Source organism: Arthrobacter sp. NPDC056886 (genome assembly GCF_042788715.1).
Classification (GTDB): Bacteria; Actinomycetota; Actinomycetes; order Actinomycetales; family Micrococcaceae; genus Arthrobacter.
Genome location: NZ_JBHUBT010000003.1, coordinates 209,537 through 232,827 on the forward strand (window position 1 = coordinate 209,537; position 23,291 = coordinate 232,827).

Annotated in this window: 23 protein-coding genes; 15 read left to right on the top strand and 8 right to left on the bottom strand. The window is 68.1% G+C overall.

The features are described 5' to 3' along the window. Positions 1–68 precede the first annotated feature (68 nt). Positions 69–392 (top strand): hypothetical protein, encoded by a 324-nt coding sequence (locus ACFRJ8_RS06755; protein WP_377985352.1) that lies wholly within the window; start codon positions 69–71, stop codon positions 390–392. Here the strand turns inward: ACFRJ8_RS06755 and corA are convergent. Together corA and ACFRJ8_RS06765 are read right to left on the bottom strand one after the other, a co-directional pair. Further along, entirely contained in the window at positions 389–1,384 is a 996-nt protein-coding gene (corA, locus tag ACFRJ8_RS06760) for a magnesium/cobalt transporter CorA (RefSeq protein WP_377985353.1), read from the bottom strand. The two genes, ACFRJ8_RS06755 and corA, sit on opposite strands and share 4 nt — an antisense overlap. A 7-nt stretch (positions 1,385–1,391) precedes the next feature. Further along, the gene (locus tag ACFRJ8_RS06765; protein WP_377985354.1) at positions 1,392–1,931 is read right to left on the bottom strand and encodes an Lrp/AsnC family transcriptional regulator; all 540 of its coding nucleotides are present in this window, start codon (positions 1,929–1,931) and stop codon (positions 1,392–1,394) included. Positions 1,932–2,108: 177 nt separating this feature from the next. On the opposite strand from ACFRJ8_RS06765, the gene ACFRJ8_RS06770 reads away from it, so the two are divergent. Beyond that, positions 2,109–3,350 (top strand): MFS transporter, encoded by a 1,242-nt coding sequence (locus ACFRJ8_RS06770; RefSeq protein ID WP_377985355.1) that lies wholly within the window; start codon positions 2,109–2,111, stop codon positions 3,348–3,350. Positions 3,351–3,363: 13 nt separating this feature from the next. On the opposite strand, the gene ACFRJ8_RS06775 is transcribed toward ACFRJ8_RS06770, so the two are convergent. After that, positions 3,364–3,861, bottom strand: a complete 498-nt coding sequence (locus ACFRJ8_RS06775) for an Lrp/AsnC family transcriptional regulator (RefSeq protein WP_377985356.1) — start codon at positions 3,859–3,861, stop codon at positions 3,364–3,366. 133 nt (positions 3,862–3,994) lie between these two features. Between ACFRJ8_RS06775 and ACFRJ8_RS06780 the strand changes: the two genes are divergently transcribed. Continuing rightward, a complete protein-coding gene (locus ACFRJ8_RS06780) occupies positions 3,995–5,158 on the top strand; it encodes a trans-sulfuration enzyme family protein (RefSeq protein ID WP_377985357.1) in 1,164 nt (387 codons plus the stop codon). A gap of 51 nt (positions 5,159–5,209) precedes the next feature. On the opposite strand, the gene ACFRJ8_RS06785 is transcribed toward ACFRJ8_RS06780, so the two are convergent. Further along, positions 5,210–6,559 carry an MFS transporter gene (locus ACFRJ8_RS06785; RefSeq protein WP_377985358.1) on the bottom strand — a complete coding sequence of 450 codons (1,350 nt, stop codon included), beginning with the start codon at positions 6,557–6,559 and terminating at the stop codon, positions 5,210–5,212. A gap of 93 nt (positions 6,560–6,652) precedes the next feature. Between ACFRJ8_RS06785 and ACFRJ8_RS06790 the strand changes: the two genes are divergently transcribed. Beyond that, on the top strand, positions 6,653–7,666 hold the full coding sequence (locus tag ACFRJ8_RS06790; protein ID WP_377985359.1) for a LysR family transcriptional regulator: 1,014 nt from the start codon (positions 6,653–6,655) through the stop codon (positions 7,664–7,666). A 130-nt stretch (positions 7,667–7,796) separates the two neighbouring features. Here the strand turns inward: ACFRJ8_RS06790 and ACFRJ8_RS06795 are convergent, their stop codons facing one another. Next, on the bottom strand, positions 7,797–8,852 hold the full coding sequence (locus tag ACFRJ8_RS06795; protein ID WP_377985360.1) for a nitronate monooxygenase: 1,056 nt from the start codon (positions 8,850–8,852) through the stop codon (positions 7,797–7,799). A 36-nt stretch (positions 8,853–8,888) separates the two neighbouring features. Here ACFRJ8_RS06795 and ACFRJ8_RS06800 point away from each other — a divergent pair, with 36 nt between their 5' ends. From ACFRJ8_RS06800 to ACFRJ8_RS06840, 9 genes are all read left to right on the top strand, one after another. Next, positions 8,889–9,842 carry an N-acetylglucosamine kinase gene (locus ACFRJ8_RS06800; protein ID WP_377985361.1) on the top strand — a complete coding sequence of 318 codons (954 nt, stop codon included), beginning with the start codon at positions 8,889–8,891 and terminating at the stop codon, positions 9,840–9,842. A 34-nt stretch (positions 9,843–9,876) separates the two neighbouring features. Continuing rightward, positions 9,877–10,332 (top strand): NUDIX hydrolase, encoded by a 456-nt coding sequence (locus ACFRJ8_RS06805; RefSeq protein WP_377985362.1) that lies wholly within the window; start codon positions 9,877–9,879, stop codon positions 10,330–10,332. A 302-nt stretch (positions 10,333–10,634) separates the two neighbouring features. Then, positions 10,635–11,930 (top strand): ribosome small subunit-dependent GTPase A, encoded by a 1,296-nt coding sequence (gene rsgA, locus ACFRJ8_RS06810; RefSeq protein WP_377985363.1) that lies wholly within the window; start codon positions 10,635–10,637, stop codon positions 11,928–11,930. A gap of 240 nt (positions 11,931–12,170) precedes the next feature. Continuing rightward, positions 12,171–13,274, top strand: coding sequence for an ABC transporter ATP-binding protein (locus ACFRJ8_RS06815; protein ID WP_377985364.1), 1,104 nt, complete (start codon positions 12,171–12,173; stop codon positions 13,272–13,274). Then, positions 13,274–14,014, top strand: a complete 741-nt coding sequence (locus ACFRJ8_RS06820) for an ABC transporter permease (RefSeq protein WP_377985365.1) — start codon at positions 13,274–13,276, stop codon at positions 14,012–14,014. Before ACFRJ8_RS06815 ends, ACFRJ8_RS06820 begins: the two co-directional genes overlap by 1 nt. Continuing rightward, the gene (locus ACFRJ8_RS06825; protein WP_377985366.1) at positions 14,011–14,757 is read left to right on the top strand and encodes an ABC transporter permease; all 747 of its coding nucleotides are present in this window, start codon (positions 14,011–14,013) and stop codon (positions 14,755–14,757) included. The genes ACFRJ8_RS06820 and ACFRJ8_RS06825 overlap by 4 nt, the downstream gene beginning before the upstream one ends. Further along, positions 14,754–15,719 carry an ABC transporter substrate-binding protein gene (locus ACFRJ8_RS06830; protein WP_377985367.1) on the top strand — a complete coding sequence of 322 codons (966 nt, stop codon included), beginning with the start codon at positions 14,754–14,756 and terminating at the stop codon, positions 15,717–15,719. Before ACFRJ8_RS06825 ends, ACFRJ8_RS06830 begins: the two co-directional genes overlap by 4 nt. Before the next feature lie 189 nt (positions 15,720–15,908). Next, positions 15,909–17,129 (top strand): pyridoxal phosphate-dependent aminotransferase, encoded by a 1,221-nt coding sequence (locus ACFRJ8_RS06835; protein WP_277522555.1) that lies wholly within the window; start codon positions 15,909–15,911, stop codon positions 17,127–17,129. A gap of 70 nt (positions 17,130–17,199) precedes the next feature. Further along, the gene (locus ACFRJ8_RS06840) at positions 17,200–18,054 is read left to right on the top strand and encodes a polyphosphate kinase 2 family protein (protein ID WP_377985368.1); all 855 of its coding nucleotides are present in this window, start codon (positions 17,200–17,202) and stop codon (positions 18,052–18,054) included. A gap of 45 nt (positions 18,055–18,099) precedes the next feature. Here the strand turns inward: ACFRJ8_RS06840 and ACFRJ8_RS06845 are convergent, their stop codons facing one another. Further along, the gene (locus ACFRJ8_RS06845) at positions 18,100–18,330 is read right to left on the bottom strand and encodes an exodeoxyribonuclease VII small subunit (protein WP_377985369.1); all 231 of its coding nucleotides are present in this window, start codon (positions 18,328–18,330) and stop codon (positions 18,100–18,102) included. Between the two features lie 165 nt (positions 18,331–18,495). Next, positions 18,496–19,782, bottom strand: a complete 1,287-nt coding sequence (gene xseA / locus ACFRJ8_RS06850; protein ID WP_377985370.1) for an exodeoxyribonuclease VII large subunit — start codon at positions 19,780–19,782, stop codon at positions 18,496–18,498. Between the two features lie 243 nt (positions 19,783–20,025). Between xseA and ACFRJ8_RS06855 the strand changes: the two genes are divergently transcribed. Both ACFRJ8_RS06855 and ACFRJ8_RS06860 read left to right on the top strand, forming a co-directional pair. Next, complete coding sequence (locus ACFRJ8_RS06855; protein WP_377985371.1) at positions 20,026–20,886, top strand: hypothetical protein; 861 nt, start codon at positions 20,026–20,028, stop codon at positions 20,884–20,886. A gap of 10 nt (positions 20,887–20,896) precedes the next feature. After that, entirely contained in the window at positions 20,897–21,985 is a 1,089-nt protein-coding gene (locus ACFRJ8_RS06860) for a 4-hydroxy-3-methylbut-2-enyl diphosphate reductase (RefSeq protein ID WP_377985372.1), read from the top strand. A gap of 29 nt (positions 21,986–22,014) precedes the next feature. Here ACFRJ8_RS06860 and ACFRJ8_RS06865 read toward each other — a convergent pair whose 3' ends face one another. Then, positions 22,015–23,253, bottom strand: a complete 1,239-nt coding sequence (locus ACFRJ8_RS06865; protein ID WP_377985373.1) for a DNA recombination protein RmuC — start codon at positions 23,251–23,253, stop codon at positions 22,015–22,017. Positions 23,254–23,291 lie beyond the last annotated feature (38 nt).

Sequence of the window (23,291 nt, forward strand, 5' to 3'; positions counted from 1 at the left end):
ACGCCGGGATGGCCGGGGCGGGACGATTGACCCGGGCGCGGCGATCCCGGCAGCGAGATAATAAGAACATGACCAACCAGGAGCACGACCGCGACCCGTGGGAGGAGTTCGACCAGCTCAAGCCCGCTGGCCCGGACCGGGTTGCCGGTTACCCCGGCGGGCAACCGCTGGGCTTCGGCTTCCGCACGGGCGTCCGCAGCGCCCGTGTTGCCCTCGGATTTGCCGTCTACTCCCTAGCCCTTGGAAGCATTCTGGTCCTCATCGGGGCCGTCGTTTTCATTGGTAGCGGGAAGTGGCTGCTCCTCGGGCTCATGGTGCTGGTCGAGGTCGTCTTTATCCTGGCGTTCCGGCGGCTCATGGTCCAGGTCCGGGAACGCCGCGGTTCAGGCTAAAGCCAGCCCTTCCTCTTGAAGATGGCGTACATCAGCGCCGCCGTGCCGGCCATGAGCACGATCGCCATCGGGTAGCCCAGGGTCCAGTGCAGCTCCGGCATGTAGTCGAAGTTCATGCCGTACAGTCCGGCCACAAACGTCGGCGCGAAGAAGATCGCGGCCCACGAGGAGATCTTCTTGACCTGCTCGTTTTGTTCCGCGCTGGCCTCGTTCTGGCGGTTGGCGGTCAGGGTTCCGTCCAAAGTGAGCGCGTTCTGCAGCAGGTCACGGAACGAGTCGGCGCGGGAAATCAGCCGCTCCACGTGGTCCTCGACGTCGCGCAGGCTGTGCTGCAGTTCCGTGTCCACCCGGTACTTCGCAAAGCCCCGCCGGAGCTGCTGCATCATTGCCGGGAGCGGGTGGATGGCGCGCTGGAAATGGATAACTTCCCGGGCGAGTTCGTAGATCCGCCGGGACACCAGGGGGTCGCCGCTGAAGAGCTGGTCCTCGATCTCGTCGATGTCGTTTTCCAGCCCGGCCACCACAGGACCGTAGTCGTCCACCACCTGGTCCATGAGTGCGTACAGGACGGCCTCGGGGCCGTGGCGCAACAGGTCGGGCCGGTCCTCCATCCGGCGCCGGACCTGGCTCACGACTTCCGTCTCGGCGTGCCGTACGGTGACCACGAAGTTCGGGCCCGTGAAGATGTGCAGTTCGCCGAACTCCACAGTCTCGGTCTCGTCCAGGTACCGGGCAGGCCGGAGCACAGTGAACAGGTTGTCGTCGTAGCGTTCGAGTTTGGGGCGCTGATGGGCAGAGATGGCGTCCTCCACCGCCAGCCCGTGCAGGCCGAACTCCGCCGCCACGGCCGCCATTTCGTCGGGCGTGGGCCGGTAGAGACCGATCCAGGCCATCCCGCCGCGCTCGGTCAGGGTCTCGAAAGTCTGCTCGAGGTTCCGCGGCTCGGCGCTGCGGATGCCGTCAACGTAGACGGCGTTGTCGATGATAGTCACCGGGACATTATCCTTTGTTCACCTGAAGTTCGGCGGAACCGGCCCGCCGCGACCCGGGCCGGCCGGGAGCCAGCGCGTTGCCTTGGGCGAGCCGGCTGATCAGAGGTTCGGTTCGGTAGGGGATATGGGTGTGCAGGGCCAGTACAGTCTCGGTGCGGATGACTCCCTTGATCCGAAGGATCGACCGGAGGGCCGCCTGGAGGTTGTGCGTGTCCGTCGCCACCACCCGGCACCAGACGTCGCCCCGCCCGGAGATCTCATGGACTTCCAGGACCTGGGCGATCAGCCGCAGGGCCCCGACGACGCCGTCGAGCTCCCGGTGGTTGACCTCGATCGTGACGAAGGCGACGACGTCGTAGCCCACCGCCTCCAGATCGATTTCGCGGCCGCCGTCGTGCAGCACGCCCGAGCGCAGCATGCGCCGCACGCGCGACTGGGCGGTGTTCCGGGCGATGCCCAGGGAATCACTGAGGTCGCCGATCTGGATCCGCGGATCCCGGATCAGCTCCAGCAGGATCTTGAGGTCGGTAGGGTCCAGACTGTTCAAATCATCACTCCGGTTCACTCAAACAGCCCGAGAATGACTGTTTTGCTCAATTTTGGCACAGAAGTTAGCCATCAAGATCATTGGTATTGCACTGTGTAGGTACCAATCTTTCGACCGGGCCGGGCGCTTCCCCCACAACAGGGAAAGCCCGGCCCTGCACTTTGCAAGGGCACGGCCATGACTGTCTTCAACGAACTCCGCATGCGCCCGGCCACAGCTGACCGCTGGGGCTGGGATGCTTCCACCACCGCACGGCTCGTGATGGCAGGCGTCGTGATCTTTACGCTGCTCGTCGGCGCCAACCTGGCGACCCCGCTGTACCCTTTGCTGCAGGCAAAACTGGGGATCACCGCGCTCGATATTACGGTGGCGTTCTCGGCCTACGTCCTGGCGCTCGTGGCCACCCTGGTCCTGGCCGGTCACTGGTCCGACCACATCGGACGCCGCGCCGCCCTTGTGCTCGCGGTCCTGGTGGGCCTGGCCGGCGGCTTTGTCTTCGCCACTGCGGACAGCCTCGTGGCGCTCTGCGCCGGGCGCGCGCTACAGGGCGTCGCCGTAGCGCTCGCCACCGGCGCCAGCTCGGCTGCCCTGCGCGAACTCCTGCCCAGCCGGCCGGAGTGGGCCTCCCGGTTCACGCTCCTGGCCTCGGCCGGTGGCGTCGCGGCCGGCCCGGCGATCGGCGGACTGCTGTCACTGTTGCCGGGCCCGACGTCGACGCCGTACTACCTGCACTCCTTCGTCCTCGCCGCCGTGCTGGTGCCCCTCTACCTGCTCAAGGCGCGGCCCGCCATCAGCCTGCAGGCCGGGCCCCAGCCGCTGCGTGTCCTGGCACCGCGGCGGCCGTCGGTCTCGAGCGACGCGCGCGGCGCCTTCTGGCTGGCTTCCTCAGTGGGCTTCCTGAGCTTCACGGTCTTCGGCTTCTGCCTCTCGCTCGCGCCCGGCTATTTCGCCCAGATTGTCCACGCCGATTCGCGGCCGCTGATCGGCCTGCTGGCCGGACTGACGCTGGGTTCCTCGGCCCTGAGCCAGTTGCTGGCCATCCGGGGCCGGTTTGCCGTGCCCGCCGGCCTGGCCGTCCTCGGCGTTTCCGTGCTGCTGATCGCCGCGGCCGCCGCCTGGAGCAGCCCGTGGCTGCTGATCTTGGCCAGCATCACTGCAGGCGTGGGGCAGGGCGTGGCCTTCCGGACCGTCTTTAACGACGTCGCCGGCAAGGTGGAGCCCGGCCGCCACGCCCAGATCATCAGCACGGTCTATGTCATCACGTACCTGGGCAGCGCCATCCCGGTGATCGGGCTCGGGCTCGCGGCAGGGATGGTCGGGCTGCAGGCCGCCGTCGCCGGTTTCGTCACGGTGTGTGCCGCGGCCGCGCTGACGCTGGCGGCCGTGACGCTGCGGGCGGCGTTGCGCCAGCGGGTCTAGCCCGGCGCCGCTGTTACGGCAGCGGGCCGTGGTTGCCCTGGATGTGGTCGAAGACCAGCGTGGTTTCGGTGTGGCCCACCACGGGGTCTGTGGCCAGGTTGTCCAGTACCCAGTCCCGGAGGTCCTCGGTGGTGGCCACGGCGATGTGCAGCAGATAGTCCACGGATCCGGACGTGTGGAAGGTTGAGAGCACCGCCGGGAGCTTGGGCACCCGGGCCGTGAAACGGTCGATCTGCTCGCGGTCGTGGGCCCGGAGCCGGACCGCAATGAGGGCCTGGACCGAGCGTCCGATCGCGGACAGGCTGAGGTTGGCCTCGAAGCCCTCGATGATGCCCCGCTCGGACAGGGCGCGGGTGCGCATCAGCGCGGTCGACGGCGCGATCCCCACGAGCTCTGCCAGTTGCTTGTTGGAGATGCGGGCATCCGCGACGAGGGCAGCGAGCAGGCGCTCGTCGATCGCGTCCAGCGGCTCGCCGGGCCCCGGCCGAACATTCTTCGCACTGCTGCTCACGGATCCTCCTCGTAGTGTTGTCTATTCATCATAAAGGGCACTATCCGGCAGTTCCATTCAGAACCCCTACAAATGCTCGAATTATTGCCAGATACTTGCGGAATTCAATGGCGAATATTCGTAAGGAGTTAGGGTGCTCTCTCAAGATTCATTGGCGGTCCACGCGGGCCGGAACGGGCTCACGGAACTGGGTGTGCACGCGGTGCCTATCGATCTGTCCACGACGGCACCGCTGCCGTCCGTGCACGACGGCGGCCTGGCTTACGAGCACATGGCCACGGGCGGGGCGCACGTGGAGGGGCAAAGCACTGTGTACCAGCGGCTGTGGAACCCCACGGTGGCGCGTTTCGAAGAGGGCGTCGCCGTCCTGGAAGGCACGCCCGAGTCTGTCGCCTTTGCCACGGGCATGGCGGCGCTGAGCGCGGTGCTCCTCGCAGTTGTGGCGTCGGGCAAGAAGCATGTTGTCGCCGTGCGGCCCCTATACGGCGGCAGCGACTACCTGCTCGCCTCCGGCGTCCTCGGCAACGAGGTCACTTTCACGACGCCGGAGGGCGTCCGCGGCGCGCTGCGGTCGGATACCGGCCTGGTGGTCCTGGAGACGCCGGCCAACCCGACCCTTGAGCTGGTGGACATCGCACTGGTGGCTGCCGCTGCCGACGGCGTGCCGCTCCTGGTGGACAACACTTTCGCCAGTCCGGTGCTGCAGCAGCCCTTCAAGCACGGTGCCGCCATGGTGTTGCACAGCGCCACGAAGTTCCTGGGCGGCCACGGTGACGCCATGGGCGGTGTGGTGGCCGCAGGCTCTGAGTGGGCGGTGCGCCTGCGCCAGATCCGGGCAGTGACGGGCGGAATCCTGACCCCGTGGCCGGCCTACCTGCTACACCGCGGGCTGGCGACGCTCCCTGTGCGGGTCCGCGCCCAGCAGGCCAGCGCCGAAAAGGTCGCGGTTGCCCTGGCCGGGCACGGGCTCGTGAAGCGGGTCTACTACCCAGGACTGGCTGAATGCGACCCGCAGGGCCTTATCGGCACCCAGATGTCCGGCCCGGGATCGCTCATGGCCTTCGAGCTCGCCAGCGCCGAGCACGCCGAACGGATCCCGGCCGCCGTCGGCATGATCACGCACGCCGTCTCCCTCGGAGGGATCGACACCCTCATCCAGCACCCCGCAGGCCTGACCCACCGGCCGGTCGAGGCCGCGGCCAAGCCGCACGCGAACCTGCTGCGGATCTCGGTGGGCCTGGAGGACCCGGCCGACATCGTCGCCGACCTCGTGCAGGCGATCGAGACCACGCGGTAGCCCGCAGAGTCGACGGCCTGGCAGGAGCCGACACCTAACGGGGATCGGCGCCTAGCCGGACACCGCGGCCCCGCCGGCGGCGGCCTTGCTCCGGCCGCCGGCGGCCCTGCCGGCGGCTGCGGGAACCGACGCGGGATGCGCGACGGCGGTGATTGCCGCCGTCGCGCCGGCCAGTCCGATGACCGTCAGGGCAAGGGCCGTCCAGCCAAGCCGCTGGAAGACCAGGCCGCCGGCCCAGCCAAGCACGCTGGAGCCGAGGTAGTAGGCGAGGTTGTACAGCGAGGCGGCCTGCGCCCGGCCCGTCGTGGCGATCAGCCCGGTCCAGCCCGAACCGATGCTGTGTGCGGCGAAGAAGCCGCCCGTGAACAGCAGCAGTCCCACCAGGATCGGGACCAGCAGTTCCGTGAGCGTCAGGGCCAGGCCGCCCGCCATCAGCGCCGTGCCGGCAACCAGGACCGTGCGCCGGCCGAACCGGGACGTCAGTCCCGCTGCCCAGCGCGCCGAGACGGTGCCGGAGAGGTAGGCCAGGAAGATGAGGCTGATCGCGGTGGCCGGCAGGCTGAACGGTTCCCCGGACAGCCGGAATCCGAGGTAGTTGTAGACCGCCACAAACCCGCCCATGAGCAGGAACGCCTGGACGTACAGGGCCAGCAGCCGGGGATTGCGGGCATGGCCGGCCAGCGTGCCCATAGCGCCGCGGAAGCCGCCCGCGGCCGCAATGGTGAAGCCCTGGGCCCGCGGCACCAGAACGAGGAACAGGACGGCTGCCCCGGTGGCCAGAACGGAGACCGCCAGGGCCGCGGCCCGCCATCCCCACAGTTCGCCGGCCGGTCCGGCCACCAGCCGGCCGGCGAGGCCGCCCAGGGTGGTCCCGGCAACGTAGCTCCCGGCGGCGAGGGCGGCATGGGCCTTGTTGACCTCCTCATTGAGGTACGCGATCGCGATGGCGGGGATGCCGCCGAGCGCCATTCCCTCCAGCATCCGCAGGCCCAGCAGCACGGGGAAGCTAGGGGCCAGGGGGACCAGCAGGCCCAGGACGGTGGCAGCGGAGATGCCCCACATCATGGCCCGGACGCGGCCGATTCGGTCGGCCAGGAAGGACCACGGAAGCACCGTCAGGGCCAGCCCCACCGTCGCCAGGGAGATGGTCAGCGCGGCTTCGGCGGCCGAGATGTGGAGGTCCGCCGCCAGAAGGGGGAGCACCGCCTGGGTGGAGTAGAGCTGGGCGAAGGTCGCGACGCCGGCAAAGGCGAGTCCGGCGAGGATCCGCCGGTAGGCCGCGGAACCCTTCGGATGGCCCGCCCACGCTGCAGCGCCAGCTGCAGCGCCAGCTGCAGGATCAGCTGCCAGCTGGGGGACGGGACTGGGACCTGCGCCGGAGGGCGCGGAAAAGCGTGGCATGCCTTCAGGCTAGAGCCTGGCCGAGGGATGCTTCCAATGCATGATTTCCATAGGATAGATAGCAAGAATGCAACAGTGCACCGGGAGTGGACCATGGACGTCGAACACAGGCAGCTGGTTCAGCTGCTGCCCCTCCTGCCGCTGCTGGCAGAACTGGGGCGGACGGAGCACATTACCGAGACTGCCGAGCTCCTGGGCCTGCCGCAGTCGACGGTGAGCCGTGCAATTGCACGGGCCAGCGCCATTGTGGGGACGGAGCTGTTGATCCGGGACGGCCGCGGCGTGCGTCTGACGCCCGCGGCGAGGGCGCTCCTGCCCCACATCGAGGCCGCCCTGGACGAATTCCAGACAGGGCTGGATCTGGTCCGGCACGAATCGGAAGTGGTCCGCGGCCGGATCGCGGTCTCGTTCCAGCACACTTTCGGCGAGGCGATGCTGCCGCTGCTCATCAGTGCGTTCCGGAGCCGGCACCCGCAGACTGCCTTTGACCTCAGCCAGGGCGCACGGGACGGCTGCCTCGCGGAACTTGCCGCGGGCTCCGCGGACCTGGCGCTCACCGCCCCCGTGGCCATACCAAGCAAGAGAATCGGGTCGGCCGCGCTGTACCGGGAACCTCTGCGCCTGGTGGTGCACCACCGGCATCCCCTGGCCGGCCGCCGTCGGGCCCGCGTCGCCGAAATCCGGCAGGAGCCGTTCGTGGCGATGGGTTCCGGCTACGGCATGCGCTCGCTGACCGATGCCTTGTTCCGGGAGGCGGGGTTCCGCCCGCGCATTGCCTTCGAGAGCCAGGACTCGCACACCGTTCGCGGCCTCGTCTCGGCCGGTCTCGGCGTCAGCATCCTGCCGCCCGGCGGCTCCGCACCCGGCAGAGCCGCCCCACACAGCCACCACCAGCCGGCAGGCGCGGGAGCCGACGACGGCGGGCCCGGGTGGGTGGAGATTCCTCTGGATTCGGCCCTGGCGTTCCGCGAGATCGGCCTCGCGTGGCGGGAGCGCCGCGGCGGAGCCGATGCCGAGTCCGATCCCGTGCGCTTGTTCCGCGAACTCGTGCTGCGCGACGGGCCGGCACTCCTTGCAGGCTTCGTGCGCGAACGCTCGGGAGGCTGAGCCGGGCCGCCACACGCGCCAAGGTCGTCGAAGTCGCCGGAAGGGTCCGAGGACGCCGGAAAGAAACGGCGATCTCGCACGCTTCCGGCGAATTCGGGACCCTGCAGCGCGCGGCGGGACCCATCGGCGTTCAGCGGCCGGCGAGCAGCCCGTCCACGACGGCGGCGACGGGTCCGGCCTGCGCCTGCCGCCAACCCGAGCCGGCCCACAGGTTCAGGCGTTCTGGATCGCCCGCAGCGGCGGCCGCCGCCCGGAGCGGAGCCGTCAGGTGGTGGACGGCCGGGTAGGCCTCCGGCGCCTCGGGGTGGTCGCGGACGAATTCGTTCTCCAGGGCCCGGGCCTGCCGGCCGGTGAAGGCGCGTGTCAGCCGGGTGCCGGTGAAATGCGGATCCGCCAGGGCATCCTTGTGCAGCTGCCTGGCGCCGCTTTCGTCCGTGCGGAGGAATGCGGTGCCGATCTGGGCTGCTGCAGCCCCGGCGCGCAGCACCGCGTCGAGCCCGGCCGCATCCATGATGCCGCCCGCGGCCACCAGCGGCAGGTCGACGGCGGACCGCACCTCCGCGAGCAGCTCCGCCGTCGTGCCCGCCGTCGTCCCCGCCGTCCTCCCGCCGGGCTGTGCCCCCGACGCCGGAAGGAACGCCGCACTGTGTGCTCCGGCGCTCGTATGCTGCACCACCAGGGCGTCCACGCCCTGGTGTGCCGCCTGTACGGCTTCGGCCGCGCTGGTCACAGTGGCAAGCACCACCGATCCCGCCCGCTGCAGAGCGCTGGCGACGTCGGCGCCGGGCAGCCCGAAGGCGAAACTGACCAGCTCCACGGGCTCCGCCAGCAGGGCATCGATCTTTCCCTGCCACTCGTCGTCGTCATCGACCCGCAACGGCGGGAGCTCCACACCGTATCGCCGGGCATCGGCCAGCAGCTGCAGCCGGTAGTCCTCGAGCTCAGCCAACAGCGCCGCGGACGGCCGCAACTGGACCGGATCCGGGACGAACACATTCATGCCGAAGCGGGCGCCGGACTCCCGGACGGAGCGGATTTCCGCCTGCATCGCCGCCACGCCCTTGTAGCCGGCCGCCAGGAAGCCAAGGCCGCCGGCGCGGTGCACGGCCTCGACAAAGGCCGGCGTTGACGTTCCCCCGGCCATGGGCGCTGCGATGACGGGGGTGCCGAAGAGATCGTGGGGCATTGCGGGCTCCTTGCAGTGATTCAGTAACCTGATCCAGTGACTAACACTGACTTCCCGCCGGCGGCGGACTCCGTTCCATCTTCCACCACGCCATCCGCCCCGGCGACGACGGATGCCGTGATCGGTCTGGACATCGGCGGCACCAAAACCCGGGGCGTCCGGTTCGAGGACGGCAAGCCCGTGGCCGACGAATCCGTGGGCAGCTCCAATGTCCAGAACGTCAGCCCCGAGGAAGCGGCACGCAACCTGGCGGAACTCTTCGGCATGATCGGCGGGGGAGCAGTGGGCCAGGTTTACGTCGGAGCCGGCGGCATCGACACCGACGACGACGCCGCGGCGCTCGCGGCACTGATTGCCCCCCACGTGCCCGGCGCACGGATCACGGTGGTCCATGACACCCGGCTGCTGCTCGCTGCAGGCGGCGCCAGCACGGGCGTCGCAGTGATCGCCGGCACTGGCTCGGCCGCGTGGGGCAGGAACGGGCGCGGCGAGGAAGCCCGGGCCGGAGGCTGGGGCTACTTGCTCGGCGACGAGGGCAGCGGCTACTGGCTGGGCCGGGAGGCCGTCCGCCACAGCCTGCGGCGGATGAACCAGGGGCTGGAGCCGGACGAACTCACCAGCGCCCTGCTGGCATCCTGCGGCGTGGACCACCCGAACATGCTGATCGCAATGTTCCACTCGCCCGCGACCGGACGCCGCTTCTGGGCCCAGCAGGCCCGGCTCGTAGTGGAAGCTGCCGGCGCCGGCCATGCGACGAGCCAGGCCCTCATGGACCAGGCCGGGAGCGACCTCGCCAACCTGGCCGCGCAGACCGTCCGGCAGCTGGGCCTCGAGGGTCCCGTCATTCTGGGCGGCGGGCTCGGCATGAACGTGCCGCGGCTGCAGGAGTCCTTCCGCACGGCACTGGCCGCCGCCGGGATCACCGATGTCCGGGTCCTGGAGCAGGAGCCTGTCTTCGGGGTGCTCCAGCTGGTGGCGGAACAGGAATAGCCGGAGGCAATCTACCGGCTACTACGCTGGAGGGATGAGCATGCAATTCGACACCCGGCCTGCCGCCTACGCCGTCATCATCCGTGACGCCGAAATCCTCCTGGCCTACTGGAAGCAGGACGGCCGCGAGGGCTGGACGCTGCCAGGCGGCGGCCTGGACCTGGCCGAACACCCGGTAGACGGATGCCGCCGCGAGATTCACGAGGAAACCGGCTACGACGCCGAGGTCGGCGCCATGCTGGGGATCGACGTCGGGCACTGGCCATCCGAAGTCCGGCTCGACGGCGGCGACCGGGACTTCCAGTCGCTCCGGCTGGTCTACGAGGCGACGATCACGGGCGGGGACTTGCGCCACGAGGTGAACGGCAGCACCACCCACGCGGCCTGGATTCCGCTGGAGGCGGTGGCCGAGCTGAACCGGGTCTCGCTGGTCGATGCCGGGCTGCGCCTGTACCGCGAGAGGCCGCTGAACGGAAAACTCTCCGGCTAAATCGCTAGCCAGGCGCAGGCGCCATGGCTATTCTGTAGAAACCGCCGAGCAGAAGCACAGCAGTGCAGTCCGCAGGCGGGATCACGCAGGGCCGGCCGCAGCAAGCCAGCCAACAACGGGGAGGTGGAAGCAATGAATGCGATATTTCTGAGCGCGCAGCGCACCGATACAAGCCATGTCATTACTCCTGCCCCGTCCCACGGCGCAGCCTAGCCACCCAGCGCTAGTCTCTACGCCCGCGGCGTCTCTTGCCGCCGCAGCGCACCTGCGCCGCATCACGGGGCCCCATCAAAGGGTTTTCGTTGACTACACATGCTGCATCGCCGGGCGCCCGCCGCGCCCTCATGACCGATTCATCTGTTCCAAATTCACCCCTGCCCGATTCAGCCGGGCCTGATTCAGCCGGGTCGAATTCAGCTCTGCCTGCAAATGACGGCGGCCCCGAGGGGCCGGTCCACTACGGTTACACGGCCGGCGTCGCGGCGCGGTTCGCGGCCCATCCCGTGCCGGGAGGCCACCGCCCGGGCCGCGTCATCCGGGTGGACCGCAACCTCGTCCTGGTGGCCGACGGCGACGGAACCGCACACCTGCCCTATCCGCGTGGCGGGGAGCTTCCCGCCACGGGGGACTGGGTCTGGCTGGGCTCCAACGCGGCGGGGGAGCCCGCCGTCGTGGGCATCGTGCCGCGCCACTCGGAGCTGAGTCGCAAGCGTGCCTTCGAGGCCTCCTCCGAGGCCCAGGTCCTGGGCGCCAACATGGACATCGTGGGGATCGTCGTTCCGGTGGACCGTCCGCTCACGCACAACCGGCTCGAACGGACGCTGGTCGCGGCCTGGGACTCCGGTGCCACGCCGCTCGTGATCATCACGAAGGCGGACATCGCGGACCTGGCGGACGACGTCGTGGAGACGGTCGTGCGCCAGTCGGCCGGCGTCGACGTCGTCACCACCTCCGCTGAGAACGGCGACGGTCTCGACGAACTGCTGGGCCATCTGCCGCCCGGCGGCACGCTGGTGCTGCTCGGGCCCTCCGGCGCCGGCAAATCCACGCTCATCAATGCCCTCGCCGGCGCCGCGACCCAGGAGATCGGGGCAGTCCGCGCCGGCGACGGCAAGGGCAGGCACACCACCACGTCCCGCGCACTCGTTCCCCTGCCCGGCGGCGCCGTCCTGATGGACACACCCGGGGTGCGCGGCTTCGGGATCTTCGACGCCGAGGACGGAATGGAGGAGATGTTCGGCGACCTCGAAGAGCTCTTCGAGCAGTGCCGCTTCTCGGATTGCGCGCACGGCCGCGAGCCCGGCTGCGCTGTCCAGGCCGCGCTCGCCGACGGTGTCCTGGCCGAGCGCCGCTGGGCGAGCTACCTGAAGCTGCAGCGCGAACTCGCCGCCCTGGCCCGCCGCCACGACGCGGCCGCCCGGCGGGCCTACCAGCGCGAATGGCACCAAAAGATTGCGGTGGCGGGCAAGAGCCAACGGTCGGCCGAGCGGGACAGCCAGGAAAATGCGCGGGGCCACGGCAGTGGCAACAACAGCGGCAAGAGCGGCCACGGCAGTGGCAAGGGTGGGGCCAAGGGCGGGCGGCGGCGGCCCCGCTGAGGCACATCCCGCGGTGACACAACAGTCCCGGTGGCGCACCGGAAGCATTTCCGGTGCGCCACCCATCCGAAATCGTTGTGCTTCCGAAGCCCTACGGGAGCCGCGGCGCTGCTGACCGCATTTTCATGACAATGTCATGAGTGCTCGTTAGTCTAAGTGCTAACTGCTTTATGGCCAGCACACTGATGAAGTTGGCTGGTCCCTGTCGATGTTGCCGCCAACAGTTAGGTAAGCCCGGAAATGGCCGAAGCCATGATCGAGTTCCAAAACGTCACGAAGCAGTACCAGGGTGGCCAGCCCGCCGTTGACGGGTTGACCATGTCTATCGACAAGGGCGCCATCACAGTGTTCGTGGGACCTTCCGGTTGTGGGAAGACCACCTCCCTGCGGATGATCAACCGCATGGTGGAGCCCACTTCCGGCGTCATCACCGTCGACGGGGCTGATGTCACTTCAGTGCCAGCCGCGCAGCTGCGCCGGTCCATGGGCTATGTCATGCAATCTTCCGGGTTGATGCCCCACCGCTCCGTGCTGGACAACATCGCCACCGTTCCACGGCTCAACGGCGTGTCCAAAGCCGACGCCCGCAGGCGCGCCCAGGAACTGCTCGACGTCGTCGGACTGGCCTCCGCCCTCGGCAAGCGGTACCCGTCCCAGCTCTCCGGCGGCCAGCAGCAGCGCGTGGGCGTGGCCCGGGCGCTCGCGGCCGATCCTCCGGTGCTGCTGATGGACGAGCCTTTCAGCGCCGTGGACCCCGTGGTCCGCGATGAATTGCAGAAGGAGCTGCTCCGCCTCCAGCATGATCTGGCCAAGACGATCGTCTTCGTCACCCACGACATCGACGAGGCGACAGTCCTGGGCGACAAAGTGGCCGTATTCGCTGTCGGCGGCAAGCTGGCGCAGTACGCGGCCCCGCAGGAGATTCTGCGGGCCCCGGCCAACGAATTCGTGGCCGCCTTTGTGGGCCGCGACCGCGGGTTCCGGCACCTTGCGTTCAGCCCCTCCGACGGTGTCACCATCCACCCGGTCCGCACCATCACGGCCGAACAGCTCCGGGAGGAGGGCAGCTCCGACGGCTGGCAGTTGGTGGTTGACGACGTGCTCCGTCCCCTTGGCTGGGCCGGGCCCGGCAGTGCCACGGGAACCGGTCCGGCGATGGTTCCCGGCGGCTCCCTGTTCCGCAAGGGGGACACGCTCCGCCGGGCCCTGGACGCGGCCCTGTCCTCGCCGTCGGGCCTCGGCGTCGCCGTGGACGACGACGGCCGCGTGGCCGGGGTTATCGCGGCCACGGAAGTGCTCGCCGTGATCGAGTCAGACCGCAGCATCCGGCACGGAGGGCTCTGATGGAGTGGTTCCTGGCCAACAGGGCGGAGGTCTTCAGCCTCGCCGGCCAACACCTCGTCCTGGCCATCCTGCCGATGGTGCTCGGGGTCATCATTGCCGTCCCGCTGGCCCAGCTCGCCCGGCAGAGCCGGGGGCTCCGGTCCACGGTGCTCACAGGGTCCTCGCTGCTCTACACGATCCCGTCCCTGGCGCTCTTCATCATCCTGCCGACCATCCTCGGAACGCGGATCCTGGACCCCGTCAACGTGGTCGTGGCCCTGACCATCTACGCCGTTGCCCTGCTGGTGCGCGCCGCGCTGGATGCCTTCGACTCCGTGGACGAGGACCTCCGGCAGGCGGCCGTCGCGATGGGTTTCAAACCCTTCGCCCGTTTCATGCAGATCGATCTGCCGCTGTCTTTGCCGGTAATGTTCGCCGGGCTTCGCGTGGTCTCGGTCAGCAACATCTCACTGGTCAGCGTCGCGGCACTGCTCGGCATCGGCAACCTCGGAATGCTCTTCACGTCCGGCCTGCAACGCGATTTCGTCACCGAGGTGGTGGTGGGCATCATCGCCATCCTGATCCTCGCGCTACTGATGGACGCCATCCTCGTCCTGCTCGAACGGCTGCTAACGCCGTGGACCCGGGCCGCGGCGGCCACGGGCGCTGGCGCCGGTCCAGGCGCCGCCCAGGACACGACTGGCGCCGCTGACGGGGCCTTGCTGCTTTCACGGCCCAAGACCGGAGGGGGAAACGCATGAGCAATGTTGTCACGGACACCTTTGCGTGGCTCGCCAATCCGGAGAACTGGTCCGGCAGCGCCGGAATCCCGACGCGGCTAGCCGAGCACCTGCTCTATACGGGCCTGGTGATGCTGATCGCCACCGCCATCGCCGTGCCCATCGGCCTCTACGTCGGACACACCGGCCGGGGACGGGTTGCCATCGTGGCACTCGCCGGCGCGCTGCGCGCCCTGCCCACCCTCGGCTTGCTGACCCTCTTTGTCCTGCTCGCCGGCATCGGTCTGATGCCGCCGATCTGGGCCCTCGTGATCCTGACCGTGCCGCCCCTGCTGGCCGGCACCTACGCCGGGATCTCCAGCGTCGACCGCAATGTGGTGGATGCCGCCCGCGCCATGGGTATGACCGAATGGCAGGTCCTGTTCCGGGCGGAATTCCCCAACGCGCTGCCCGTGATGTACGGCGGCTTCCGGACCGGGGTGCTCCAGGTGATCGCAACCGTCTCCGTCGTCGCCTACATCAACCTGGGTGGCCTGGGCCGCTACCTGTTCGACGGGCTCGTGCTCTCCGACTTCCCGCAAATGCTGGGCGGCTCCTTGCTGATCGCCGCCCTCGCCATTTCCGTGGATCTTGTCCTCGCCCTGATCCAGAGGCTGTTCCTGTCACGGGGCGCCTCATCCAAGCCAAACCGCGGCCAGCAGGCTGCGGTTGATCTCACAGACCCCGTACTCGCGGGGACTGTTCTTCAAGGAGGTACGTCATGAAGGAATCCCGCCAACGAGCCCTCGGCAGGCGCACATTCGGCGCGGTTGCCGCCGGCGTCGGCCTGGCCATGGCCCTGTCAGCCTGCGGAGGATCGTCCAACCCGCTCAGTTCGGCCCCGGCCAGCAGCGGTGCGGCCTCCGGTTCAGGCGGCGCCCTGGTGGTCGGCTCCGCCGATTTCCCGGAGAGCCAGATCCTGGCGGAGGTCTACGCCGGTGCCCTGAACGCCGCGGGTGTCACGGCCAGCACCAAGCCGAACATCGGCTCGAGGGAGGTCTACCTGAAGGCAGTCCAGGACGGGTCGGTGGACGTAGTTCCCGACTACAGCGGCAACCTGCTGCTGTACGTAAACAAGGACGCCACCGAGGTTTCGGCCGAGGACATCGCGAAGGCCCTCCCGGCCAAGCTCCCGCAGGGCCTCGCCGTGCTGGATGCTTCCAAAGCGGAGGACAAGGACGCCATGGTGGTTACCAAGGCCACTGCCGAGAAGCACCAGCTGAAGTCCATCGAAGACATGGCGAAAGTTTGCAGCGACCTCGTAATTGGCGCCCCGGCGACCTTCGCCGAGCGCGCTTACGGGCTGCCCGGCCTGAAGAAGAACTACAACTGCGTCCCGAAGAAGCTTGAACCGTTCAGCGACGGCGGCGGCGCTGTCACGCTCAAGGCCCTGCTCTCGGACCAGGTCCAGGTGGCAGACATCTACACCACCACCCCGTCCATCCCGGACAACGACCTCGTGGTGCTGGAGGATCCGAAGAACAACTTCATCGCCCAGCAGGTGTTGCCGCTGTACAACACCGCCAAGATGACGGATAAGGCGAAGGAAGCCCTCAACTCCGTCTCCAAGGTCCTCACCACGGAAGACCTCATCAACCTCAACCGTGCCGTGAGCGGCAGCCAGAAGCAGAACCCGAAGGACGCCGCGGACGCGTGGCTGAAGGAGAAGGGCATCGTCAAGCAGTAGCCACACTGCGGGACCGCCGTGGCAACAAGCCACGGGGGACCCGGCCAGGCCGCTGGCCACGACTGACCTGACGACGACGCCGGTGTGCGGGCTTGCAGCCCGGGCGCCGGCGTCGTCGTTGTTACTGCCGCGCCCGCGTGTGAGTCATGTCTCAGCGGAAGTACATCCTCCATATGGCATATTTGATGGATGGCAGAATTCAAGCAGTCCACCAAGCTTCATAATGTCCTTTACGACATCCGTGGACCGATTCTTCAGGCCGCCCAGCAGATGGAGGCGGAGGGTCACCGGATCCTCAAACTGAACATCGGAAACCCGGCCCCGTTTGGGTTTGAAGCGCCGGACGCGATCCTGGTGGACATGATCCGCCACCTGCCGCACGCCCAGGGCTACAGCGACTCGCGCGGCATTTTCTCCGCCCGCACCGCCGTCTCGCAGTACTACCAGACCCGTGGGATCCAGAACATCCACGTCGATGACATCTATCTCGGCAACGGCGTCAGCGAACTGATCACGATGTCGCTCATGGCCCTGCTCGACGACGGCGACGAGGTCCTCATCCCTACCCCGGACTACCCGCTGTGGACTGCCTCGGTTGCCCTGGCCGGCGGGAAGCCCGTGCACTACCTCTGCGACGAGGAAACCGGGTGGCAGCCCGACCTTGAAGACATGGAAGCGAAGATCACCCCGCGCACCAAGGGCATCGTGATCATTAACCCGAACAACCCCACGGGTGCGGTGTATCCGAAAGCGACGCTGAAAAAGATCGTCGCCCTCGCCGAGAAACACGGCCTGGTGCTCTTCGCCGACGAGATCTACGAGAAGATCCTTTACGAAGACGCGGTGCATGTAAACCTCGCGTCGCTCACCGGCGACGACGTCCTGTGCCTGACCTTCAGCGGTCTCTCCAAGGCGTACCGGGTCTGCGGGTTCCGGGCCGGCTGGATGGCCATCTCCGGGCCGAAAAAGGACGCCGCCGACTACCTCGAGGGCATCAACCTGCTCGCCAACATGCGCCTCTGCGCCAATGTTCCGGCCCAGCACGCCATCCAGACCGCGCTTGGCGGCTACCAGAGCATCAACGACCTGATCCTGCCCGGCGGACGGCTCCTGGAGCAGCGGAACAAGGCCTACGACATGCTCAACGCCATCCCGGGCGTCAGCACGCAGCAGGCCCGCGGGGCCATGTATCTGTTCCCGAAGCTGGACCCCGAGGTCTATCACATCCGCGACGACGAGAAATTTGTCCTGGACCTGCTCCGCGAACAGAAGATCCTCCTGTCCCACGGCAGGGCGTTCAACTGGGTCCGCCCGGACCACTTCCGGATGGTGACTCTGCCAAACGTCAAGGACCTCGAGGAAGCGATCAACCGCATGGCGGACTTCCTGAGCCGGTACAAGGGGAACTAGGCTTCGGTCAGCAGCGCAATGGGGCACCTGCCCCGCCTACCGCGGCTGCGCCAACCGGAAAGAGGCATTGATGGCAGGCTCCGCGACATTCGATGACCACCCCTCGAAACTCCTGAAGGTCGGGAAGGGCTTTAGCCTGGATTCGCTGGACCCCGGCTCGACGCCCGGCTACGACGGCGACAAGGCCGACGGAGAGGAGTTGTTGGAGGAGCTGGACGGCAAACTCGCCCAACTCCAGGAACAGCTCTTTGCCGAGTCCCTGTACGGCGGAACCAAACGGCTCCTGCTGATCCTGCAGGCCATGGACACCGCCGGCAAGGGCGGAATCGTCACCCACGTCATGGGCACCATGAACCCCCACGGTGTCCAGCTGAAGTCCTTCAAGGCACCCACTCCGGAGGAGAAGTCCTACGACTTCTTGTGGCGCATCGAGAGGGAGGTGCCGGCGGCCGGGATGGTGGGCGTCTTCGACCGCTCGCACTACGAGGACGTCCTGATTCACCGCGTCCACCGCTGGGCCAGCCCCGAGGAGCTGGAGCGCCGCTACCGGGCCATCAACGAATTTGAGGCCAGGCAGGCGGGGGCCGGGACGAAGATCGTGAAGGTCATGTTGCACATCAGCAGCGACGAGCAGAAGGACCGCCTCCTGGCCCGGCTGGATGACCCCGCCAAACAGTGGAAGTACAGCAGTGGGGACCTGAAGGAACGGGCCTTCTGGCCTGACTACATGGACGCCTACCAGAAGGCCATCGACAAGACCAACACCGATCTGGTCCCGTGGCATGTGGTGCCGGCCAACAAGAAGTGGTACGCCCGCATCGCCGTGCAGCAGCTCCTCCTGGAAGCCCTCGACGGCATGGATCTCCAATGGCCGGTTCCGGACTTGGACCTGGACATGGAGCGCGAACTGGTAAAGCGGTCCTGACCGGCGGGCGACGCCGCGGGCCTTGCGGCGGTCTTTGAAGGGCGCCTAGTTCTTGTCCGCTGCGTGGTCCCGGGCTGCGGCGAGACGCTTGCGGGCGCCTTCGAGCCACTGTTCGCAGCGCTTGGCCAGTGCCTCGCCGCGCTCCCACAGCGCGAGCGATTCCTCCAGGCTGGCGCCGCCGGCCTCCAGCTTGCCCACCACTGCGACAAGCTGCTCGCGGGCGTCCTCGTAGCTGAGGGCCTCGATGTCGGCGTTCGGGCTGGATTCTTCTGCCATGTGGATGCTCCTTGGTTGTGGCGGTGTCTGCTGCCGCGGTGTCTGGTCGATGGTGCTGGTGCAGGGGTGCTGGGGTGCAGTGGTGCAGTGGGGCTGCCGGGTTGCCGGCTGATGCCCGGAGTGGCGCCGGATCAGGCGCCGCGTGCCTGGTTTTGGTCCGCTGGGTTAGTCCTCGGCCGGCTCCTGGCCGCCGGTGGATTGGGCCGTGAACCGGCCGCCGGCCACCCGCACCGTAAGGTCCGTGCCGACGGGCGCCTGCGAGGGGTGCCGCACCACGTCCCGGTGGGTCGCGGAGGCCGTTCCGGAGCTGGCGAGCTGGACCACCGCGTAGCCGCGATCCAGCGTCTTTTGCGGCGAGAGCGCGCGCACCTGCGCCTTGAGGTGGACCAGCTGGTCAGCTGCCCGCACGACGGCGGCGCTGATGGACGAGAGTGAGCGGACCTTGAGCCGTTCGACGTCGTCGTGGCGCTGGGTGATCATGACATCGGGGGAGAGCAGCACGGGACGGGAGCGCAGGGATGCCAGCCGGTCGCCCTCGCGTTCAACGAGCCGGGTGACTCCACGACGGAGCTGATCCCGGGCCTGCCGGACCCGGACGAGCTCTTCCGCGACATCCGGAACGATCCTCTTCGCGGCATCGGTGGGCGTCGAGGCCCTGAGGTCTGCGACGTCGTCGAGGATAGGCCGGTCCGCTTCGTGCCCGATTGCGCTCACCACGGGCGTGGACGCGTCCGCGACGGCCCGGATGAGCTCCTCGCTGCTGAACGGCAACAGGTCCTCGAGGGCGCCTCCGCCGCGGGCGATGACGATGACGTCAACCACAGGGTGGGCGTCGAGCTCCCGCAATGCCGCGATCATCTGGGCTACGGCGGTGTTGCCCTGGACCGCTACTTCGCGGATCTCGAATTCGACGGCGGGCCAGCGCAGGGCAGCGTTGCGCAGCACATCCTTCTTGGCGTCAGAGTCCCGGCCGGTGATCAGGCCGATCCGGTGCGGGAGCAGGGGGAGCCGCTTCTTCCGGGAATCGGCAAAGAGCCCTTCGGCGGCGAGGGCCTGGCGCAGCCGCTCGATCCTGGCGAGGAGGTCGCCGAGACCCACCGGACGGATGTCCTTCACGGACATGTTCAGGCGGCCTGTCTTGAGCCAAAATTCGGCCTTGATCAGGGCTACAACCCGGGAACCCCGTTCCAGCGGAGCGACCTGGCGATCCAGCACGGTGGTCCAGACCGACGCCGGCAGTGAGATCTCGGCGTCGATGTCCCGGAGCGTCAGGTAGGCGTTGCTGCCGCGACGGTTGAGCTCGATCACCTGCCCCTCAACCCATGCCGAGGGGGCACGGTCGATGTGCATCTTGAGCTTCTGGGACAGCAACTGCAGCGGCCAGGGGTTGTCCGGGCTGGTTTCAGCCGCCGTGGCCGGCAGCGTGGTGGCCGCCACCACTTCTTCAGACATGCCTGGGCTCCATGGCCGAGGGTGCCCTGTGGAGTGCCGTGTGGAGAGGCCTGTACATATGCGTGCGTGTCCTTTGCCCGAGGGGGACTGCCGGCGGCCCGCTCCCCGGCGGGTGAGCCGGCCGGCAGCCGGAAGTTGTCTCTTTCAACTCTATCCATAGCTCTACCACCGGGGCCCGACTTTATGGCCGCACCCCGCCCCGCCCTAGGATGGGAGGGATGCCATCGACCTCCTAGGAATCCCTTGCGCACTTTTGTCTCTGCCGCCGCCGTCCTTGTCGGGCTGGTGATGGCAGCCGTCGCCGTTCCAGCCATGTGGGTGGACCGCAACATCGTCCAGGAAGAGGGCTTTGTTGCCCTGACCGCACCCCTGGGCAAGAACCCGGCGTTCCAGCAGCGGCTGGCTACCGCTGCCGTCGATGGCCTGGCTTCCAGCGCCGGCATCCCTGAGGCGCTCAAAGAGCTTGCCCTGCCGGTCTTGGACAACGCGGCACAATCGCTCACGGGACTGCCCGGCTACTCCGAGGCCTGGGCGGAAACGCTGCGCAAGAGCCACCGCCTCACGTTCGCCGACCCCAGCACGCTGCCGCCGGAGGTTGACGGCACGTCGTCGCTCACCCTGGATGTCGCACCGCTTGTCGGGCTGGTGGCCAAGCAGGTATCCGAAGCGACCACGCTTCCTCTGGAGGCCCCCGCCCAAGTGCTGATCCATATCGGGCAGTCCAACCAGCGCCAGCTGATCGAACGCGTCACCGCCTTCGCCCCGATGGGCTATGCCGTTGCCGTCGGCGCCGGCATTGCCTTCATGCTGGCGTTCGTTGCGGCCCGACGCCGGTGGACCGTCCTGGTTGGCATGGGCCTCGGAGCCCTGGTGCTCGCAGGGGCATGGAAGCTGGCCAGCGATGCCGCCAGCGCCGCCGTCGCCGGGACCTCGAGCGGCAACGGTGTGGCGGAGCTCTTCAAGAACGAGTTTGTCGCGGCGAGCTCTGCCAGTTTCGGCCAGTGGATCGTCGCCGCCGCAGTCGCGGGAGCAGCCCTGCTGGCCGCAGGTGTGGCTGTCCGCGTAGTTGGGGGCCGCAAACGGGGCAAGAGTGAACACCGGTAGCATGGGGGGCATGACCTCCACCGCTGTTTCCGTTCCGATGCCATCCGTTCCGCGCCGGCGGCGTTCACCGGAAGACGTTCTGGCGGCAGCCCCTGTCGCCGGTCCCAAAAAGGTCCTGCTGGCGGCCCCGCGCGGCTACTGCGCCGGCGTTGACCGTGCGGTCATCGCGGTGGAAAAAGCCTTGGAGCACTACGGCCCGCCGGTCTACGTCCGCAAGCAGATCGTGCACAACGTCCACGTGGTCAGCTCCCTGGAGGAGAAGGGCGCCATCTTCGTCGATGAAACCGACGAGGTCCCGGAAGGTGCCCTCGTGATCTTTTCCGCGCACGGTGTCTCGCCCGCCGTCGTTCAGTCAGCCGAGGACCGCGGCCTGCGCACCATTGACGCGACCTGCCCGCTGGTCACTAAGGTGCACCGCGAAGCCGTCCGGTTCGCCAAAGACGACTTCGACATCCTGCTGATCGGCCACGACGGGCATGAGGAAGTGGAAGGCACCGCCGGCGAGGCTCCTGAGCACATCCAGATCATCAACGGCCCGCACGAGGTCGACAAGGTCACGGTCCGCGACCCGGAGAAGGTCATCTGGCTCTCGCAGACCACCCTCAGCGTGGACGAAACCATGGAGACTGTGCGCCTGCTCAAGGAGCGGTTCCCCACCCTGCAGGATCCGCCCAGCGACGACATCTGCTACGCCACCACCAACCGCCAAGTAGCGATCAAGAAGATCTCGCCCCAGGCAGAACTCGTGATCGTGGTGGGCTCCGCCAACTCATCGAACTCCGTCCGCCTCGTGGAGGTGGCACTGGAATACGGTGCCAAGGCCTCCTACCGGGTCGACTTCGCCAACGAGGTCGACGAGGCCTGGTTCGAGGGCGTCGCGACGGTGGGTGTGACATCCGGGGCCTCCGTCCCAGAAGTCCTGGTCAAGGACGTGCTCCGGCTCCTGGCCGACTACGGCTACGGATCGGTCGAGGAAGTCGTCACGGCCGAAGAAGACCTCCTGTTCTCCCTGCCGAAGGAGCTCCGGGCCACCCTGAAGCAGGCCGGCGACGTCACCCGCGCCCTCGGCGGCCGCGGCACCCGTCCCGAACAGTCCTAGGTACTGAACAGTCCTAGTACTGAACAGTCCTAGGCCGCGGACTCTTCGGCCTGGTTCCTGGGCTGCAGTTCCGGGGCGGCGACTGCCCGCGGCGTGACCTCGACTGCGGGCGGAGTGACCAGACCGGCTGATTCGAGGGCATTCAGCTTCCTGGCGGTGGGCAGGACTCGGGCCTCAAGGGTCCCGACCATGGAGTTGTACCGCTCCACCGAGGTCTTCAGCGATGACCCCAGCTTGGTGACGTTCTCGCCGAGTGTGCCCATCCGGTCATAGAGCTGCCGCGCCAGTTCGAAGAGTTCCCGGGCGCTGTCCGTCAACACGTCCTGCCGCCACGTGAACGCCACCGACTTCAGCACCGCCAGCAAAGTCCCGGGGGAGGCCAGGACCACGTTCTTGGAGAGGGCATAGTCCAGCAAGGCCGGGTCCGCGGAGAGGGCGGCGGCCAGGATGGACTCCGCCGGCAGGAAACACACCACCAGCTCCGGAGAATTGCCGGGGATGTCCCAGTACTTCTTGCTGCCCAGCGCGTCCACGTGGGCCTTGAGGGCCTTGGCATGAGCCGCTAGGTGCGCCTGCTGGCTGCCGGGCAGCTGCGAGGACTGCTGGCCTGTCTGGGAGGCGCCGAGGTCCTGGGCAGCCAGATACGCCGCCAGCGGGACCTTTGCGTCGACAACGAGCTGCTTGTCCCCGGGCAGCTGCACCACGAGATCGGGCCGGAGGCTGCCGTCCGGTCCGGAGCTGTGGGCCTGCCCGCTGTGGACCTGTTCATGGAAATCCACATGCCGCAGCATCCCTGCTGCCTCGACCACCCGGCGCAGCTGGACCTCACCCCACTGGCCGCGGGCGCTGTTGGAGCGCAGGGCAGACTCCAGCGCATGCGTCGAGCGCAGCAGCTGCTCATCGGACAGGCGGGCCTCCTGCAGTTGCTGGGCCAGCTGGCCGTACTGCTCCAGCCGGTCGCGTTCGAGCAGCGACACCTGCTGCTGCACGGCGGTGAGCTTCTCCGCCACCGGCGCCAGCGCTCGGAGCACACTGCCATCCTGGTTGCGGGACTCGCCCAGTTCCCGGTTCTGTGCCGCGAGAAGGCGCCTCTCGGCGTCGGCGGCGGCGAACTGGGCGCTGACGTCGGAGAGCCGGGCCGATACGCCGTCGAAGTCCTGTTCCACGGCCAGATAGCGCCGGCGGAGCAGGACATAGACGACGACGGCGCCCGCAACGGCGCCCGTGAGCAGCATGAGCAGGGCAAGAATCAGTGCAAAAGCATCCATAACTTCACTCTGGCATGCCCCTGTGACAGTTTCGGCTG